The following is a 15,284-nucleotide window of genomic DNA, read 5'->3' as shown; positions in this document are numbered from 1 at the left end:
ATTTAGCCATTTCAATTTCTTTAAGTAAATGAGAGATTGCGATTTGAATGATTTTGAAAAAATAACGCTACCGCTCGTGGATTACAGCTTCCAAAATGCTCCATTAACCGATGCGGCTTACACCCATCGTATCAACTTAGATAGGCTCGGATGACTATCTTACATTGCGCAGATTCCTGTTTACCAGACAAAAAGTGACGTAACTATCAGGAATATCTGCGTTTTATGCGCTAGCTCAAGAAATCGCTGTGGCAGGGAACTGGATTCCCATGGCCCTTGATTTTATTGGGGGTCGGCGGGTGTGGTGGGGAAGAGGGTGGCTGGGTTGCCGCTGAGGAGGGGTTGGTGGGGGGCAATTCCTTTCCGGTAATCGGCGCTATGGTGCGGGCGATGGTTGCCCTGTGCTCAGTGTCCCAAGCTGGCGAGGCGGGGGATCTGCGGCAACAATCAGCTGTTGCAATAACCGCTATTTGCAAACCATCACTATGCAAACAGGTCACCATGCCAACACATCACAATAAGGAACGTCATATGAAGCGTATTGCCATCCTGTTCGGCCTGCTCTGCGGCAGCGTGCTGCTGGCCAATCCGGTCTTTGCCAACGACTCGGCCCAGTTGCAGTGCGAGGCCCAGGCCGCGGCCAAGAAGCTGGCGGGTGCGGCCAAGACCAGCTTCGTCGGCAAGTGCGTCAAGGACGCCCCGGCCAACGCCAAGGCGAGCCAGTGCGAAAAGGTGGCTGCCGACAAGAAGTTGGCGGGGGCGGCCAAGAACAGCTTTATCCAGAAATGCGTGAAGACGGATGCGGCGACCGACAAGGCGAGCCAGTGCGAGAAGGCCGCGGCCGACAAGAAGTTGGCAGGGGCGGCCAAGAACAGCTTCGTCCAGAAGTGCGTCAAGACGGCTTGAGTACCCGCATCTGCCGGTCAGTCATGAGATCTAAAGGGGGCCTGCTGGCCCCTTTTTTTGGCCCGGGGCGAGGGTGGGCGGCGCGAGATCCCGGGCCTGGGATCAGGGCGCTCTGGCCCCAGGCGGGCGGCGGCCTTGGCTATGCTCGGCACCCTGCCATCTGATCTGGTTTTAAAACAAAGCGTTAGCGTTATTGCATCTGTTAATAACGCGTTAATGCAATTTGTTGGGAATAATTTCCCCCGTCTGCCGGTTTTATTGCAGGTAGCCGGATGCCAGACACCGGAGACGCCATTCCCAACAAAAAGGATGACTGACATGAACGTGAAAAAGAGCACTGCCATCGCCTCTGCCATGACGGGTCTGCTGGCCCTGGGTGCCCAGTTTATCGCCGCCCCGGCCATGGCGGCCGACGACAAGGAGAAGTGCTACGGCGTGGCCAAGGCGGGGAACAACGACTGCGCCACCAAGAGCAACTCCTGCGCCGGCACGGCCAAGATGGATGCCCAGGGGGATGCGTTTCTGGTGATGCCAAAGGGCCTGTGCGAGAAGCTGACGGGCGGGTCGCTGCAACCCAAGTAAGCGCCATGCCATGATGTGGCGCCCCTGCCACATCATGGTTCCCACTATGACAGCGAGCCCCGCCATGAACCCATTGATCGGTATAGGTTTACGCACCCCCCATCAGGACGAGATCCGCCAGACCCTGCCCGGGGTCGGCTGGCTGGAGGTGCACAGCGAGAACTACTTCGAGCGCCACAGCCGGGGTTTCGAGGTGCTGACTGAGCTGGCCGGGCACTACCCCATCAGCCTGCACGGGGTCGGCATGTCGCTCGGTTCGGCCGATCCGCTCGATCCCCTTCATCTGCGCCAGCTGGCGGCCCTGATCGCGGCCATCAAGCCGGTGCGGGTCTCGGAGCATCTGAGCTGGGGCAGCATAGGCGGGCGTTACTTCAACGACTTGCTGCCGGTGTCCTATACCCGGGCCGCGCTCGGCCATCTGAGCGACAAGATAGAGCGGGTGCAGCAGAGCCTGGGTTGCCAGCTGCTGATCGAGAACCCCTCGTCCTATCTGCAACTGCCCGGCGAGATGAGCGAGTGGGCCTTCCTGGCCGAGCTGCAGCGCCGCAGTGGCTGCGCCATCCTGCTGGATCTCAACAACCTCTATGTCAGCAGCGTCAATCACGGCTTCGATTGCGCCGACTATCTGGCCGCCATCAACCTCGACACCGTCGGCGAGATCCACCTCGCCGGCTTTACCGATCAGCGCCTGCCCGAGGGCCACCTCTATATCGACACCCACAGCGCCCCGGTGGCGCCGCCGGTGTGGGCGCTCTATCGGCAGGTCTGCCGGCAGCGCGCCATCCCCACCCTGATCGAGTGGGATCTGGATATTCCCCCCTTGCCGGTGCTGCTGGGGGAGGCCGAGCGCGCCCACCAGATCCTGAGCGCGGCGCAAGGGACAGGGCAGGAGGCCGCCCATGTCTGAGCTCGCGCAGTTGCAGCAAGCCTTTGCCCGCGGCCTGCTCGGCGAGGATGACGCCATACTGGCGCAGATCCACTCCAGCTTCCTGCCGGCCGAGTCCGTGCTGCGGGTCTATCGCAATCACTTCATCCTGAGCCTGACCGAGGTGCTGGCCGGCAGCTACCCCGCGGTCAAGGCCATGGTGGGGGAGGTATTCTTCGCCGCCGCGGCGCGCGGCTTCGTGCTGGCCGAGCCGCTGCGGGAGGGGAGCGTCATGCACTATGGCGAGGGCTTCGGCGACTGGCTCGCCCAGTTGCCGACCACGGTCACGCTGCCCTGGCTCGGGGAGCTTGCCCGCTTCGAATGGGCGCTGGACAGGGCCGCCCTGCTGGCGCCCGAGCCGAGGCGCTGGCCCGCCGAGCGACTCGCCGCCGTCCCTCCCGAACGCTGGGAGCAGCTGGTGCTGCTGCCCGCCGGCGACCTCCTGCTGTTCGAGAGTTCCTACCCCGTGCTGGGACTGTGGCAGATGGCCCTGCATCAGGGGGCCACCGTGACCGAGCTGGATGCGCCTTGCCACTTGGTGCTGAAGAAGCTGCGGGATCACAGGGTCATGCCGCTCCCCTTGGAAGCAGCCGCCTGGGCCCTGCTGCTGGGCTGCCAGCAGGGAGCACCCCTGGCCCGGCTGCTGGCGCAGACGCCCTCTGCGGCCGAGCACCTGACCCCACTCATCACCCTCGATCTGCTGGTCGATCTGGAGCTAATGCCATGACGGAACACCTGCTCTCCAAGCCGCTCTGCCTGTGGGCCGGGCGCATTCAACCCTGGCTTAGCGGCGGCGTGCTGCTGCTGGCTCGGCTGTGGGTGGCCTCGGTCTTCCTGCGCTCGGGCTGGCTCAAGCTGAGCGCCTGGGACTCCACCCTCTATCTGTTTGAATCCGAATATCGGGTGCCCCTGCTGCCCTGGCAGTGGGCGGCCTATGTGGGGACGGCGACCGAGCTGCTGCTGCCGCTGTTCCTGCTGGCGGGGCTGTTCACCCGCCCGGTCGCCGCCCTGCTGTTCGCGTTCAACATCATGGCGGTCATCTCCTACCCCACCCTGTGGGCGGGGGGCTTTCACGATCACCAGCTGTGGGGCTGGATGCTGCTGACCCTGGCGGTGTGGGGCGCAGGCCCGCTGGCGCTGGATCACTGGCGCCTTGCCAGGGGGGCGGGCGCCCATTAACGTGGGAGTCAAATGAAGGGGCCTGCCGGCCCCTCTCGTCATGGTGACAGGGGGCGAGCCGCCCCGGTAGTGCAACCCGAGGAAGAGACATGATAATTCGCGAGGCCAAGGCCGCCGATATCCCCGCCCTGGTGCGGCTGCGCATGGCGCTGTTTTGTGAGCTGGGGGAGCTCGATGAGCCGCTGGCGGATGGGGCGCTGTGGCAGGCGACCGAGGCCTATTTCAGTGCGGCAGCGAGGGATGGCAGCGCCCGCTCCTGGCTGGTGGAGGTCGATGGCGAGGCGGTGGCATGCGGCACCCTGGCACTCTTCGTGCGGCCGCCCTATCCGGGCAACCTGGCGGGGCGCGAGGCCTATCTGCTCAACATGTACACGCTATCGGCCTGGCGCAAGCGGGGCATGGCGAGCGCCCTGCTCGATGTCATGGCGGCCTATGCCCGTGACCAGCGGCTGGGCAAGCTGTGGCTGCACGCCAGCGAGGAGGGACGCCCGCTGTACGAGCGGCTCGGCTTCGTGGCGAACCCGGCCTGCCTGGAGTGGTGCCCGGTCCCCTGATCGATCCCGGGTGATCCTGGAGCGATTCTTCTACGTACTGGCGGTCTTGGCGGCGGCGCCGCTTTTCTCTACACTGCGCGCCCCGCGCCCCCTCGAGTCATCAGACCACTCATATCGGCGCCCGCGCGGCCGATACCGTCCGGCAATGGGCGGGCGTGTTGGCCCGGTTCGTCAGTTCAAGGAGTACCATGTTCAATCACAAACTTAAGGCGCAACTGCTGGCGTGCCAGAGCCGGCTCGACGAGCAGCAGGGCTTCGTCGAGGCCATTCAGCAGGGCATAGCGACCATCATCTTCACCCCGGACGGGGCGATCCTGGAGGCCAACGAGGCGTTCTTGAGCCTGATGGGGTATGGGGCGGCCGAGCTGCAGGGGCAGCATCACGCTCTGTTCTGCCGTCCGCAGGCGTCCCGCTCGGCGGACTATCAGCAGTTCTGGACCAGACTTCGGCAGGGGCAGGCCCAGTCCGGCCTCTTCGAGCGCGTCGATCACAAGGGTGAGACGCGCTGGCTGGAGGCGAGCTATTTCCCGGTGAAGCAGCAGGGCAGGGTGACCCGGGTGATCAAGCTGGCCACCGACATGACGGCCCGGCAGCAGCACCTGCAACGCCAGGAGGCGCTGGCCCAGGCGCTGGACAGATCCCAGGCGATGATAGAGTTCACCCCGAGCGGCGACATCATCACCGCCAATGCGAACTTCCTCGCCTGCATGGGGTACGGCCTCGGCCAGTTGCAGGGCAAGCATCACCGGCTCTTCTGCGACGACACCTTCTTGCGCGAGCAGCCGCACTTCTGGGAGGAGCTGGCCCGCGGCCAGTTCAAGTCCGGCCTCTTCAGGCGCTATGACAGCCGGGGCGAGGTCATCTGGCTGGAGGCCACCTACAACCCGATCCGGGACGAGCGCGGCAAGGTGGTCAGGGTGGTCAAGTTCGCCAGCGACATCACCACGCGCATCCATCAGAGCCATGCCACCCGGGAAGCGGCCCGGCTCGCCCACAGCACGGCGCAGGAGACCCTGCACAGCGCCGAGCAGGGGGCCGAGTTGCTGCGCGCCGTGGTCGATACCTCCTCCCTCATCGCCACCCAGGTGGATCAGGCCATCGCCCTCATCGGCCAGCTCAACGAGCAGTCCAGGCATATCGAGGCCATCGTCTCGACCATCAGCGCCATCGCCGATCAGACCAACCTGCTGGCGCTCAACGCGGCCATCGAGGCGGCGCGGGCGGGGGCGCAGGGGCGGGGCTTCGCGGTGGTGGCTGACGAGGTGCGCCAGCTGGCGGTGCGCACCTCGCTGTCGACCGGTGAGATTGCCAAGGTGGTGCAGAAGAATCGCGAGCTGACCGCCAGGGTGACCGGCGACATGGCCGGGGTAGCCGACAGTGCCGAGCTCGGCAAGCAGCAGATCGCCGGCGTCGATCGGCTGATGAGCGAGATCAGGCAGGAGGCGAACCGGGTCTCGGAGACGGTTTCCAGTCTCTCCATCTGAGCCCGGCGGTTAGCCCCGCCGGCCCTTGCGACGGTATCTGGCGAGAGTGCCAAAAGTGTGAGCGGTCGAGCGGCGAAACTGAATCCTGGCTGTACCGCCCCTGCCTTGTGAATTGTCCCGCCCTGCCGGCTTGTTTAGGCTGCCGACTCCTTTTTTTGAGCGGGTAGAAAACGATGGCAGTACGACAGAAAGGCAGGGCAGCGGCCCTGTTGCTGGGGATGGTGGCGAGCATGGGGCTCAGTGGTTGCATGGGACAGATGGGGCTCTCCGCCATGCTGACCAAGGGCAACCTCAGCGTGGTGGACAACCGCTATGGCCGTGCCGGTGTCTTCGTGCTGCTCTCCCCCGTCTATGGCCTGGCGGCGACGGCGGATCTGTTCGTGTTCAACACCATTGAATTCTGGTCCGGCAAGAACCCCATCACCGGCAAGTCGCCGGCGCTGGTGGATCAGAAGGCCGATGCGGTGATCAAGGTCAACCAGCATCTGGATCCGGCCCTCAACAAGGTGCCGCTGGCCATGCTGCCGCAAGGGGTGCGCGAGGTGAAGGTCAGCTATCCGGGCGAGCGCACGGCCCAGATGGAGATCCACTACATCGACGGTCGCAGCAGCATGATGCGCGGCGAGATGCGCGGCGAACTGCTGGACCTCTATCTCGACGACAAGCTGGTCTCGACCCTGACCCAGCAGCAGCTGGCGGAGATGACCCCAGAGGAGCGCCCCCTCGTCTGAGTGCCGGCGACCGGCAGGATGGACGGCACCTCAGGAGCCGTCAGTCAGCAGCAAAGCCCCGCCTCGGCGGGGCTTTTTCATGTCCGCGGCCAGGGCTGGTTGCGGGGCGGCGGTCGCCACTCCTGCGGGCGCAAATGGTGCTCTGTATGGCATTTATGTCATTAATTATTAAAAGGTTTGGCCTGAAATCGAGGTGAGGGGTTAATCTTGGTTAATTTACCCCGCTCCTGCGTCCCGGCTGGCGGTAAACAGACATGGACGGCCGGGGTCTGATCCTGATGTTACGGGATGGTGATATGAGAGTTTCTGCTATGCGTCTGCGAGCCTTCATGAGCTCGCGCTTCTCCCGTCTGGCGGCCAGACGGGACCTGCTGTTGCTGGTGCTGCTGGTCCAGAGCGCCGTTACGGCGGGCTACCTCTATCTGGATCGCTACTGGATTGAAACCGGGGTGGTGCAGAATCTGAGAAACGTGTCGGCGATGCATCTGCGCAGCTTTGAACGGCTGCAGGAGATCCTGGATCATCGGCTCGGCTCGATCGGTACTGCTACCCTGACCAGGCCGGCGCCGCAAGACAAGCAACTCCTGTTGCAACAGGAAGTGAAGCACCCCTGGCTGGATACCGTCGCCGTCCTGGATCCCGATGGCGGCATCCTGAGCATCGCATCCAGCATACCGCTGGCATCGATGCTGCCGCCGACCCTGTTGAAGACCGGCTCCTTCCTGCATTCACCCCGTTATCGGGCCTTCCATGAGAGCGGGGCCGACTCTTCCCTCTTCTTTGTGTCCAGTGACCAGGACAGCGAACAGGGGGGCGGGGGCATGGTGATGTTCAGAAAGATACAGTCTGCGGACGGGCAGTTGCTGGGCAGTGCCATCGGCTATCTCAGCCTGCAGAGCCTGTCAGCCTGGCTCAATACCGATGACACGCGCGGCTTCAACCTGGGGGAAAACGTGGTCCTTGCCATGTTTGACCAGCGCACGAGCAAGCTGCTGTATCGCTATGCGAATTCAGGTGCGCCTGCCGATGGGGTGGCGGGGTGGCAGGCCAGCCACAAACCTTCTTTTCAGGAGACCCAGCACGGAGCGGATGTGAAATTCTACCGCTCCACGGTAGACGGGGTGGAGCGGCTTGCGGTGTTGACCCCGCTGCACCTTGGACAGTGGCAGCAAGTGGTGGCGGTGAGCAAGGCGGCGTACCTGTTCCACTGGTGGAATCAGGTGATCTTCTCAGTGGTGGCGTTGGCCTGTCTCTCCGTCCTGCAGTGGCTGCTGGTGGAATTCTTGCGCCAGAATCACCAGCAGCGCGAGTTGCTGAACCTGGTCCTCAACACCCTGGACGCCTATGTGTATTTCAAGACCAGCGAGCGGCGCTTCGTCTACGTCAACGCCAAGACCGCCGAGATGTTTGGCCTGCCGGCCGAGCAGATCATCGGGCGCCTGGATCACGAAATCCTGACGCCGGAGGTGGCCGACCATTTCTGGCTCCTCGATAGCCAGGTGTTCGCCACGGGCAACAAGCAAAGCGGCAAGGAGGTAGCCACCACCCCGAGCGGGGAGACCCGTTACTACGAGTCGGTCAAGGTGCCGGTGCAACTGCCGGATCAACCCCTGGCGCTGATCGGTGTCTCCACCGACGTGACCGAATTGCATAACCAGACCATCGCCCGTGAAGCCGCCGAGCGGGAACTGGCGGCGCACAATCACTACCTCTATCTGAACAACCAGGTGCTGGAGCAGCTGGGCCATAAGGTCCCCTTGTCCGAGGTGCTGGATGCCATGGTGCGCATCATCAATGCCTATCACCCCGGTGTGCTGGGCACCGTATTTCTGGTGGCTGACGATGGCACCGAGCTGGTCAACTGCGCCGCCCCTGACTTGCCTGATGAGTGGCGAAGCCCCACCGGGCGCATGCCTATCGCGGAGGGGAACGGCTCTGCGGTGGCGGCCGTGCTCCGTGGGGAGAGGGTGATTGCACAGGATGTTGCCACCGATCCCAGCTGGGCCGCGGTGCGCGACAAGGCGGTCGAGAGCGGGCTGCGCGCCGCCTGGGCCCAGCCCATCAAAAACGGGGATGGCCGGATCATCGGCGTATTCAACCTCTATCGGCGGGAACCCGCCGTCCCGGATGCCCATGATCTCGCCCTGCTGGCGGACTACGCCAGACTGGCGCAGCTGGCCATAGAGCGTTCGCGTCTGGCGGAGGCACTGCAGGAGAGTCAGGCCCTGTATCGCCTGATAGCGGAAAACAGCAACGATGTGATCTGGGTGATGCAATATCCCTCCATGCAATACAGCTACACCAGTCCCTCGGTCGAACGGCTGCGTGGCCTGACTCAGGAAGACATTGCCGCCCATCCTCTGCGCCACTGGTTGCCGCCACAGGCTGCCCGCGCGTGGAGCGAGGCGGTGGAGGATCACATCAGGCGCATTGGTGAGGGAGACCTGACGGCCCGCCACATCGAGATCGAACTGGAGGTCTGGCACAAGGACGGGAGCCTGGTCCCGGTCGAGGTCGTGGCCAACATCATGCTGGACGGTGAGTCCAGACCGACCCACATCGTCGGCAGTTCCCGGGACATCACCCGGCGCAAGGCCGCCGAAGACGCCATTCGCAAGATGGCGTTCTACGACCAGCTGACCGGTCTGCCGAACCGCCGGATGTTGGAAGACAGGCTCAGCCTGCTGCTCGCGCTGGGGAGGCGGGAGCAACGCAAACTGTCGCTGCTGTTCATCGATCTGGACAGGTTCAAGGCGGTCAATGACCAGCACGGGCATGGGGCCGGAGACTGGTTGTTGAAGCAGGTCGCGTCACGGATGGGGGCCGTGTTGCGTGAATCCGATACGGCCTCGCGCATCGGCGGCGACGAGTTCGTCATCCTCCTGCCCGATGCCAGAAAGATGGAAGATGCCGTGTTTGTCGCGGAAAAGATCCGCAAGGTGCTCGACATGCCCTTTGTCATGGATGACGGCGTTGAGCTGGATATTTCGTCGAGCATAGGGGTGGTGATGTATCCAGACCAGGCAGACAATGAGCGGGATCTGCTGCACTTTGGCGACGAGGCCATGTACCGCGCCAAGCAGGGCGGCAGGAACGCGGTGGCGGTGTTTGGCGCTCAGACGCCATCCGCGGGTTCACCGGCAGGGCCAGCAGACAGGCCGACCTAGAGAGGGCGCAAGAGGCTGTTCAGGTCGTGAAATGCGTTCTGCCGTCCCCTCAGTCAATTGAAAAGAAAAGCCCCACCTCGGCGGGGCTTTTTCATGGCCGCACCGAGGGCTTGTTGTAGGGCTGCAGCACCAGCCCCAGCAGGCGGTACAGGTGGCTGAGCTGCTCGATGAGCTGCACGTTGAGCCAGAGGTAGCCGCTGACGGTGGCCTCGGCACCGGTGTTGAGCCGCACCTGGGCTTGAACTTGGGCCGCCGCCGCCTGCAAGCGGGCGATGGCCTGCTCGGCCGCGCGGGGATCCCCGCTCTTGAGCATGAGCGCGAGCTGGGTGATCACCTCCTCGGTGGCCTGCTGGCAGGCGCGCAATTGCGGGCTGCTCTGCATCAGGAAGTGGCTCTGGCGATCGGTCCAGTAGGTGTTGGCCAGCATCTCCAGGGTGCAGAAGGTGTTGCGCATTGTGGTCTGGATGGCCTCGAACAGGGTGCTGCTGAGGCGGGTCTCCTTGACGGCGGGGGTCAGCAAGGGGCGCAGGCTGACCATCCTGGAGAGCAGCTGGGAATGGCTGCGGGCCAGCTTGGGGCGCTCCAGGATGTTGGGGGAGAGGTGGGTGTGATAGAGGCGGTGTGCCTGCTGCAAGGTGTCGTGCATCTGCAGCCGCCAGTGGCTGTAGGCGCGCTGGGGATAGATGCTGCAGAACAACAGCGCCAGCACCGAGCCCAGGATCACGTCGCCGCTGCGCCAGAGCGCTGTCTCTATGTCCCCCGGCATGGCGCCCATGGTCACCGCCAGGGTGATGCCGATGAGCAGCCCCACGTAGGGACGCTTGCCGAGCGCCAGGTAGCCGCACAGGAACATGATGCCGCTGCACCAGATCAACATCAGCGGCATGGAGTAGAGCTCCAGATAGAGCGCCACTACCCCGCAGGCCGCACCGAAGATGGTGCCGACCACCCGTTGCAGGGCACGCGACAGCACGTTGCCCCAGAACGAGATGGGGCCCATCACCACCACCAGGGTGATGAGTGGCCAGGTGCTCTCCGGCAGCTTGAGCTCACGGGTCAGCAGGAAGGTGAGGGTGAAGGCCAGGGAGATGCGCAGGCCGTGAACCAGGCGGTAGCGACCATAGATCAGCAGATCTAAGCGGGAGAGCGGGGCGTTCAGGCGCAAGGGAATCGTCTCATGTCAGATTGATGTTCTCGTGTCGCCGCGCCGGCGTCACGGCATCCACCCCGCCAGCGGACGAACCCAGACCCGCTCGCCGGGGGCGATGGCCGGGCGGGAGGGATCGAGTTCGATCAGACAGTTGGCTGCGGGGAGGGCAGAAGGCATAAAAGCACTTGTCGGGCTGACCTGCAAGATGCCATTGGCATCCTGGCAGAGATGAGCGGGCAGATAGCCGTCACCCGCCGGGTGGGGGATAGCCGTCATGGCCAGGGCGCTGAGACGCAGCGGCTGCCGGATGAGGGCCTGGCTCGCCAGCAGGGCCGCCAGCGCCGGTGGCTGGTCATGGTCGGCAATCCGGTCTTGATGGGGGCTGGCCCCTTGCCGCTCGCCCAGCCAGGCGCAGATAAAGTCGGCGATGGCGGGCAGCGCCTCGAAATCGAACTGGGGCAGGGTGGTGGCCTGGGGGCTGTCGCTCACCAGCGCCATCACCTCGCCATCCTCCGGAAACAGCAGTGGCCGACCGATGGCACTGCGATACAGCTCTATCTTGGGGAAGTGCTCGTGCTTGAAGCCTTCGATCAGCAGCAGATCGAGCTGAGCCCAGTCGAAGCCAGCCAGTAGAGCGGAAAAGGGAGGCTCGCCGTCCGGGGTCTCGACGATGCGGGCGTTGCGCCGGCTCGAGGCCGCCATCACCTGCCGGGCCCCGGCCTTGCGCAGGCGATAGCTGTCCTTGCCCGGCTGATCCATGTCGAAATCGTGATGGGTGTGCTTGAGCACCCCGAGCCGCAGGCCGCGCTGGCCGAGCAGGGGGATGAGCCGCTCCAGCAAGGTAGTCTTGCCGGTGCCGCTCCAGGCGACGAAGCCGAGCAGCGGCAGCCGGGAGATCATGGCCGCGCTCCCCCCGCCAGCGGTGTATTTTCAGCCAGCAGACGCGCCTCATAGGCCGAGAGCTCGCGCGGATCGTTGAGATTGATGAAGGCATCCGGCTGATCGGCAAAGTGCACCACCGCCATCCGGTGGCGGCCGAACCAGCAAGCTATCTTGCGCTCCCCCTCGGCCAGCGCCTGCTGCAGGGAGGGAAGCAGCGACTTGTGCAGCAAGGCGACCACGGGTTGCAGATGCTGGCCGTCATGGGCCACCACCAGCTCGGGGAGCTGCCCGGCTTCTGGCACCAGCGCGGCGCGAAAGCGGCGCATCAGGTCCCGTGGCAGGCCGGGGCCGTCACAGGGCACGAACAGCACCCAGTCGTGGCGGGCGGCGGCCAGGCCGGCCTGCATGCCCGCCAGCGGGCCGAGGAAGTCATGGTTGCCATCCTCGATGACGGGGGCCAGTTGCCGATAACGGGCCTGATTGCGGTTGGCGTTGATCAGCAGCTCGTCCACCTGGGGCCGCAGCCGCTCGAGCACATGTCCGACGAGGGGCCTGCCCGCCAGGGGCACCCAGCCCTTGTCTTCGCCCCCCATGCGGGTGGCGCGGCCACCGGCCAGGATCACGGCGGAGACGGGAAAGTGGTCACTCGGGGTTGCAGGATCTGGGGTCATGTCGCTCTGTCGGGTTCGGTGAGATGGATTCTGGCCGCGGGCTTGTTGCTGGCGCTATTGCCCTGTGCAGCGGCAAGGGGCCAAGGTTGCTGACCCTGGGCTCTAGGCCCGGCTCCGGCCGATCTTGCGCCAAGGGGGCCGGCAGGGCAATGGCATTTATAGCCGGATGATGCGCATCCCGCGGTGATCCTGGTCAATCTGATCCACCTTGAGTCCTTCGTTGTGCCTTGGTACGGCACGGCCCCTCGTTGCCGGGAGCCAGAGCAAGGAGAGAGCTAGTCGGCCTCATGCTCGGCCAGGATGTGCTCGATGCGGCTGTCCGGCACCAGCCAGATCAGGGCGGCCAGCACATAGATAAGCTGGGACAACCACTGGGCCCAGAAGGCGGCCAGGATGGCGCTGAAATAGAGCAGGGGAGAGATCTTGCCCTTCCAGTCAGTGCCGAGCGCCCGCTTGAGCAGTGAGTGCGGCCCCTGAGAGCGGATGATCAGCGCCTGCAGCAGGAAGTAGGCGATGGCGGCCATCAAGAGTACCAGGCCATAGAGTGCCGTCGGCAGGCTGGCGAAGTGGTTCTCCCCCATCCAGCCGGTGGCAAAGGGGATCAGGGAGAGCCAGAACAGCAGGTGCAGATTGGCCCAGAGGATGGGGCCGGTGATCTGGCGGCAGGTGTGCAGCATGTGGTGATGGTTGTTCCAGTAGATACCCAGGTAGATGAAGCTGAGGACATAGCTCAGGAACACCGGCAGCAGTGGGGTGAGCGCCTGCCAGTTGGCGTCGTGGGGCACCTTGAGCTCCAGCACCATGATGGTGATCAAGATGGCGATGACCCCATCGCTGAAGGCTTCCAGTCGAGTGCTTCCCATGATGACCTTCCTTGAGTCAGGAGCTCTGGTGGTGTGTGGCCGGCTCGGCAAGCCGAATAACGGGCGGCAGCTTGTCCATGGGTTAGCTTAGCCACAGGCAGGGGGATTGGCAGGGAGGAGGTCTGTGGGTCGGGGAGAAGGCCGGGGTGGGCGACTTTATGCCCGGCTTCACAAAATGGGTAAGGCAAAAGTTATATGATTGATTTCATTATGTGTCTCGCTTCTTCGCCGCAATGGCACTTCCCACGTATCAAAGAGAACGACTATGGCTACCGGACAATATCTGCTGTGGAAAGACGCACAGGGAGAGGACTTTCGCCCCGTTGCACTGACTGGCACCGATCTGCTCAACGATCGCAATCTCAACAAGGGCACCGCCTTTACCGAACAGGAGCGGGCCGACTTCGAGCTCGACGGCCTGCTGCCGCCCCAGGTGCAGACCTTCGAGGCCCAGCTGGATCGGGTCTATCAGGGCTTTTTGAGCGCCTGCAGCGACATCGAGAAGTATCAGAACCTGCGTGCCCTGCAGGATCGCAACGAGACCCTGTTCTACGCCCTGCTCTCCCGTCACGTGGAGGAGATGACCCCCATCATCTATACCCCGACCGTGGGCAAGGCGTGCCAGGAGTTCAGCCACCGCTACCAGAAGGCGCGCGGCCTCTACATCACCCCGAAGAACGTCGATGACATGGGCTCCCTGGCCCGCCACGTGGACAGCAAGTCGGTGCGCATCATAGTGGTGACCGACAGCCAGGGCATACTGGGGATCGGCGATCAGGGGGTGGGCGGCATGGGCATCCCCATCGGCAAGCTCTCCCTCTATACCCTGGCGGCCGGCATCCACCCCGCCTGCTGCCTGCCCATAGCGCTGGATGTGGGCACCGACAATCAGACCCTGCTCGACGATCCCATGTATCTCGGTCAGCCCCATCGCCGCATTCGCGGCAAGGAGTATGACGACTTCATCGACAAGTTCGTGGCCGGGGTCAAGCGCCACTTCCCCAATGCCGTGCTGCAGTGGGAGGACTTCAGCAAGTCCAACGCCTTCAACAACCTGTCCCGCTACCAGCAGGCGCTGCCCTCGTTCAACGACGACATTCAGGGCACCGGGGCCGTGGTGCTGGCGGGCATCATAGGGGCGGTCAAGGCCAAGGGCGAGAGCCTGGGCCAGCAGAACTACCTGGTCTATGGCGCCGGTGCCGGCGGGGTCGGGGTGGCAGATCAGATCTGTGCGGGCATGATCCGCGAGGGGCTGGATCCGCAGGCGGCGCGGGATCGCATCTATATCCTGGATACCCAGGGGCTGGTGTGTGACAACCGTGAGGGGCTGGACGAATACAAGCGGCGCTACGCCAAGCCGGGCCTGCTGCTGGCGCAGTGGGACCTGCAGGGCAAGGCCGGCCTGACCGAGGTGCTGCGCCATGTGCCCATCACCGTGCTGCTGGGTACCAGCGGGGCGGGTGGCGCCTTCCAGGAGCAGCACATCCAGCTGATGCTGGAGCACTGCGATCGCCCCATGGTGTTCCCGCTCTCCAACCCGACCGCCAACTGCGAGGCGTTGCCGGAAGACATCTACCGCTGGAGTCAGGGCCGCGCCATCGTCGCCACCGGCAGCCCGTTCAAGGACGTGCACCACGAGGGGCGGGATTACCGCATCGGCCAGGGCAACAACGTCTTCATCTTCCCCGGCGTGGGCCTGGCCGCCATCGTCAGCCAGATCCGCGAGATCAGCCCCGACATCTTCACCACCGCCGCCTTCGCCCTGGCGGAGTGCGTGAGCGAGGCCGATCTGGCGCAGGGCTCGGTCTATCCGCGGATCCGCGAGCTGCGCAGCATCTCGGTGCACGTGGCGACCGCCGTGCTGAAAGACATAGTGCGCCGGGATCCGTCCCACCCGCTGATCGGTCAGGATCTGCAGCAGCACATCCTGAGCCACATGTGGGAGCCGCTCTATCTGCCCTATCGCCGGGTCTGATCGGGTAGCTGTAGACGAGAAGAGGGGATGGCCTGGCCATCCCCTCTTTCGTTGCGGTTCGCCAGGGCCCGCCATCCTTTGTCTCGCTTGGCCCTGTCGGCAAAAGTTCGGGTCGGCGTTCAATATCTGAACCCGTTGCCGCCCTCATCAATAAGCGGAGCTGGAAAAACGTTTGGCGCCGACCATAAAAGTGCGTAAAATCGCGTATTCGATGC

14 protein-coding genes are annotated in these 15,284 nt (G+C 64.1%); 10 read left to right on the top strand and 4 right to left on the bottom strand.

The genetic code is table 11. The features are described 5' to 3' along the window. The first annotated feature begins 531 nt into the window (after positions 1 to 531). The 9 genes from EL255_RS15065 to EL255_RS15025 all read left to right on the top strand — a co-directional run bounded on the left by EL255_RS15065 (position 532) and on the right by EL255_RS15025 (position 9,528). A complete protein-coding gene (locus tag EL255_RS15065) occupies positions 532 to 906 on the top strand; it encodes a hypothetical protein (protein WP_042653901.1) in 375 nt (124 codons plus the stop codon). Positions 907 to 1,224: 318 nt separating this feature from the next. Continuing rightward, positions 1,225 to 1,488 carry a BufA1 family periplasmic bufferin-type metallophore gene (locus EL255_RS15060; RefSeq protein WP_084228363.1) on the top strand — a complete coding sequence of 88 codons (264 nt, stop codon included), beginning with the start codon at positions 1,225 to 1,227 and terminating at the stop codon, positions 1,486 to 1,488. Positions 1,489 to 1,552: 64 nt separating this feature from the next. Then, the gene (gene bufB, locus EL255_RS15055; protein WP_042654303.1) at positions 1,553 to 2,395 is read left to right on the top strand and encodes an MNIO family bufferin maturase; all 843 of its coding nucleotides are present in this window, start codon (positions 1,553 to 1,555) and stop codon (positions 2,393 to 2,395) included. Next, positions 2,388 to 3,140, top strand: coding sequence for an HvfC/BufC family peptide modification chaperone (locus tag EL255_RS15050; RefSeq protein ID WP_042653900.1), 753 nt, complete (start codon positions 2,388 to 2,390; stop codon positions 3,138 to 3,140). Before bufB ends, EL255_RS15050 begins: the two co-directional genes overlap by 8 nt. Next, a complete protein-coding gene (locus tag EL255_RS15045; protein WP_042653899.1) occupies positions 3,137 to 3,592 on the top strand; it encodes a DoxX family protein in 456 nt (151 codons plus the stop codon). The genes EL255_RS15050 and EL255_RS15045 overlap by 4 nt, the downstream gene beginning before the upstream one ends. Before the next feature lie 89 nt (positions 3,593 to 3,681). Continuing rightward, the gene (locus EL255_RS15040; RefSeq protein WP_042653898.1) at positions 3,682 to 4,146 is read left to right on the top strand and encodes a GNAT family N-acetyltransferase; all 465 of its coding nucleotides are present in this window, start codon (positions 3,682 to 3,684) and stop codon (positions 4,144 to 4,146) included. 188 nt (positions 4,147 to 4,334) lie between these two features. Next, positions 4,335 to 5,630, top strand: a complete 1,296-nt coding sequence (locus EL255_RS15035) for a methyl-accepting chemotaxis protein (protein ID WP_042653897.1) — start codon at positions 4,335 to 4,337, stop codon at positions 5,628 to 5,630. Between the two features lie 173 nt (positions 5,631 to 5,803). Continuing rightward, on the top strand, positions 5,804 to 6,361 hold the full coding sequence (locus tag EL255_RS15030) for a DUF3332 domain-containing protein (protein WP_042653896.1): 558 nt from the start codon (positions 5,804 to 5,806) through the stop codon (positions 6,359 to 6,361). Between the two features lie 296 nt (positions 6,362 to 6,657). Next, entirely contained in the window at positions 6,658 to 9,528 is a 2,871-nt protein-coding gene (locus tag EL255_RS15025; protein ID WP_084228362.1) for a diguanylate cyclase, read from the top strand. 91 nt (positions 9,529 to 9,619) lie between these two features. Here EL255_RS15025 and EL255_RS15020 read toward each other — a convergent pair whose 3' ends face one another. From EL255_RS15020 to EL255_RS15005, 4 genes are all read right to left on the bottom strand, one after another. Beyond that, complete coding sequence (locus EL255_RS15020; RefSeq protein ID WP_042653895.1) at positions 9,620 to 10,693, bottom strand: FUSC family protein; 1,074 nt, start codon at positions 10,691 to 10,693, stop codon at positions 9,620 to 9,622. Positions 10,694 to 10,741: 48 nt separating this feature from the next. Continuing rightward, positions 10,742 to 11,578: a molybdopterin-guanine dinucleotide biosynthesis protein B gene (gene mobB / locus EL255_RS21840; RefSeq protein WP_042653894.1), complete on the bottom strand. Its 837-nt coding sequence runs from the start codon at positions 11,576 to 11,578 to the stop codon at positions 10,742 to 10,744. After that, the gene (gene mobA / locus EL255_RS15010; RefSeq protein WP_042653893.1) at positions 11,575 to 12,231 is read right to left on the bottom strand and encodes a molybdenum cofactor guanylyltransferase MobA; all 657 of its coding nucleotides are present in this window, start codon (positions 12,229 to 12,231) and stop codon (positions 11,575 to 11,577) included. Before mobA ends, mobB begins: the two co-directional genes overlap by 4 nt. 275 nt (positions 12,232 to 12,506) lie before the next feature. Continuing rightward, the gene (locus tag EL255_RS15005; RefSeq protein WP_042653892.1) at positions 12,507 to 13,094 is read right to left on the bottom strand and encodes a TMEM175 family protein; all 588 of its coding nucleotides are present in this window, start codon (positions 13,092 to 13,094) and stop codon (positions 12,507 to 12,509) included. A gap of 265 nt (positions 13,095 to 13,359) precedes the next feature. Here EL255_RS15005 and EL255_RS15000 point away from each other — a divergent pair, with 265 nt between their 5' ends. Further along, positions 13,360 to 15,069, top strand: a complete 1,710-nt coding sequence (locus EL255_RS15000) for an NAD-dependent malic enzyme (protein ID WP_042653891.1) — start codon at positions 13,360 to 13,362, stop codon at positions 15,067 to 15,069. The last annotated feature ends 215 nt before the right edge of the window (positions 15,070 to 15,284 follow it).

It is taken from the genome of Aeromonas encheleia (assembly GCF_900637545.1).
In the GTDB taxonomy this organism is placed as follows: domain Bacteria; phylum Pseudomonadota; class Gammaproteobacteria; order Enterobacterales; family Aeromonadaceae; genus Aeromonas; species Aeromonas encheleia.
This window is presented reverse-complemented; position numbering and strand designations above follow the sequence as displayed.

Excerpts from the sequence above, each read along its gene's own strand:
- EL255_RS15065 (WP_042653901.1), top strand. The coding sequence starts at position 532 with ATGAAGCGTATTGCCATCCTGTTCGGCCTGCTCTGCGGCAGCGTGCTG.
- mobA (WP_042653893.1), bottom strand. The coding sequence starts at position 12,231 with ATGACCCCAGATCCTGCAACCCCGAGTGACCACTTTCCCGTCTCCGCC.
- EL255_RS15060 (WP_084228363.1), top strand. The coding sequence starts at position 1,225 with ATGAACGTGAAAAAGAGCACTGCCATCGCCTCTGCCATGACGGGTCTG.
- EL255_RS15000 (WP_042653891.1), top strand. The coding sequence starts at position 13,360 with ATGGCTACCGGACAATATCTGCTGTGGAAAGACGCACAGGGAGAGGAC.
- mobB (WP_042653894.1), bottom strand. The coding sequence starts at position 11,578 with ATGATCTCCCGGCTGCCGCTGCTCGGCTTCGTCGCCTGGAGCGGCACC.
- EL255_RS15050 (WP_042653900.1), top strand. The coding sequence starts at position 2,388 with ATGTCTGAGCTCGCGCAGTTGCAGCAAGCCTTTGCCCGCGGCCTGCTC.
- EL255_RS15040 (WP_042653898.1), top strand. The coding sequence starts at position 3,682 with ATGATAATTCGCGAGGCCAAGGCCGCCGATATCCCCGCCCTGGTGCGG.
- EL255_RS15030 (WP_042653896.1), top strand. The coding sequence starts at position 5,804 with ATGGCAGTACGACAGAAAGGCAGGGCAGCGGCCCTGTTGCTGGGGATG.
- EL255_RS15045 (WP_042653899.1), top strand. The coding sequence starts at position 3,137 with ATGACGGAACACCTGCTCTCCAAGCCGCTCTGCCTGTGGGCCGGGCGC.
- EL255_RS15025 (WP_084228362.1), top strand. The coding sequence starts at position 6,658 with ATGAGAGTTTCTGCTATGCGTCTGCGAGCCTTCATGAGCTCGCGCTTC.
- bufB (WP_042654303.1), top strand. The coding sequence starts at position 1,553 with ATGAACCCATTGATCGGTATAGGTTTACGCACCCCCCATCAGGACGAG.
- EL255_RS15035 (WP_042653897.1), top strand. The coding sequence starts at position 4,335 with ATGTTCAATCACAAACTTAAGGCGCAACTGCTGGCGTGCCAGAGCCGG.
- EL255_RS15005 (WP_042653892.1), bottom strand. The coding sequence starts at position 13,094 with ATGGGAAGCACTCGACTGGAAGCCTTCAGCGATGGGGTCATCGCCATC.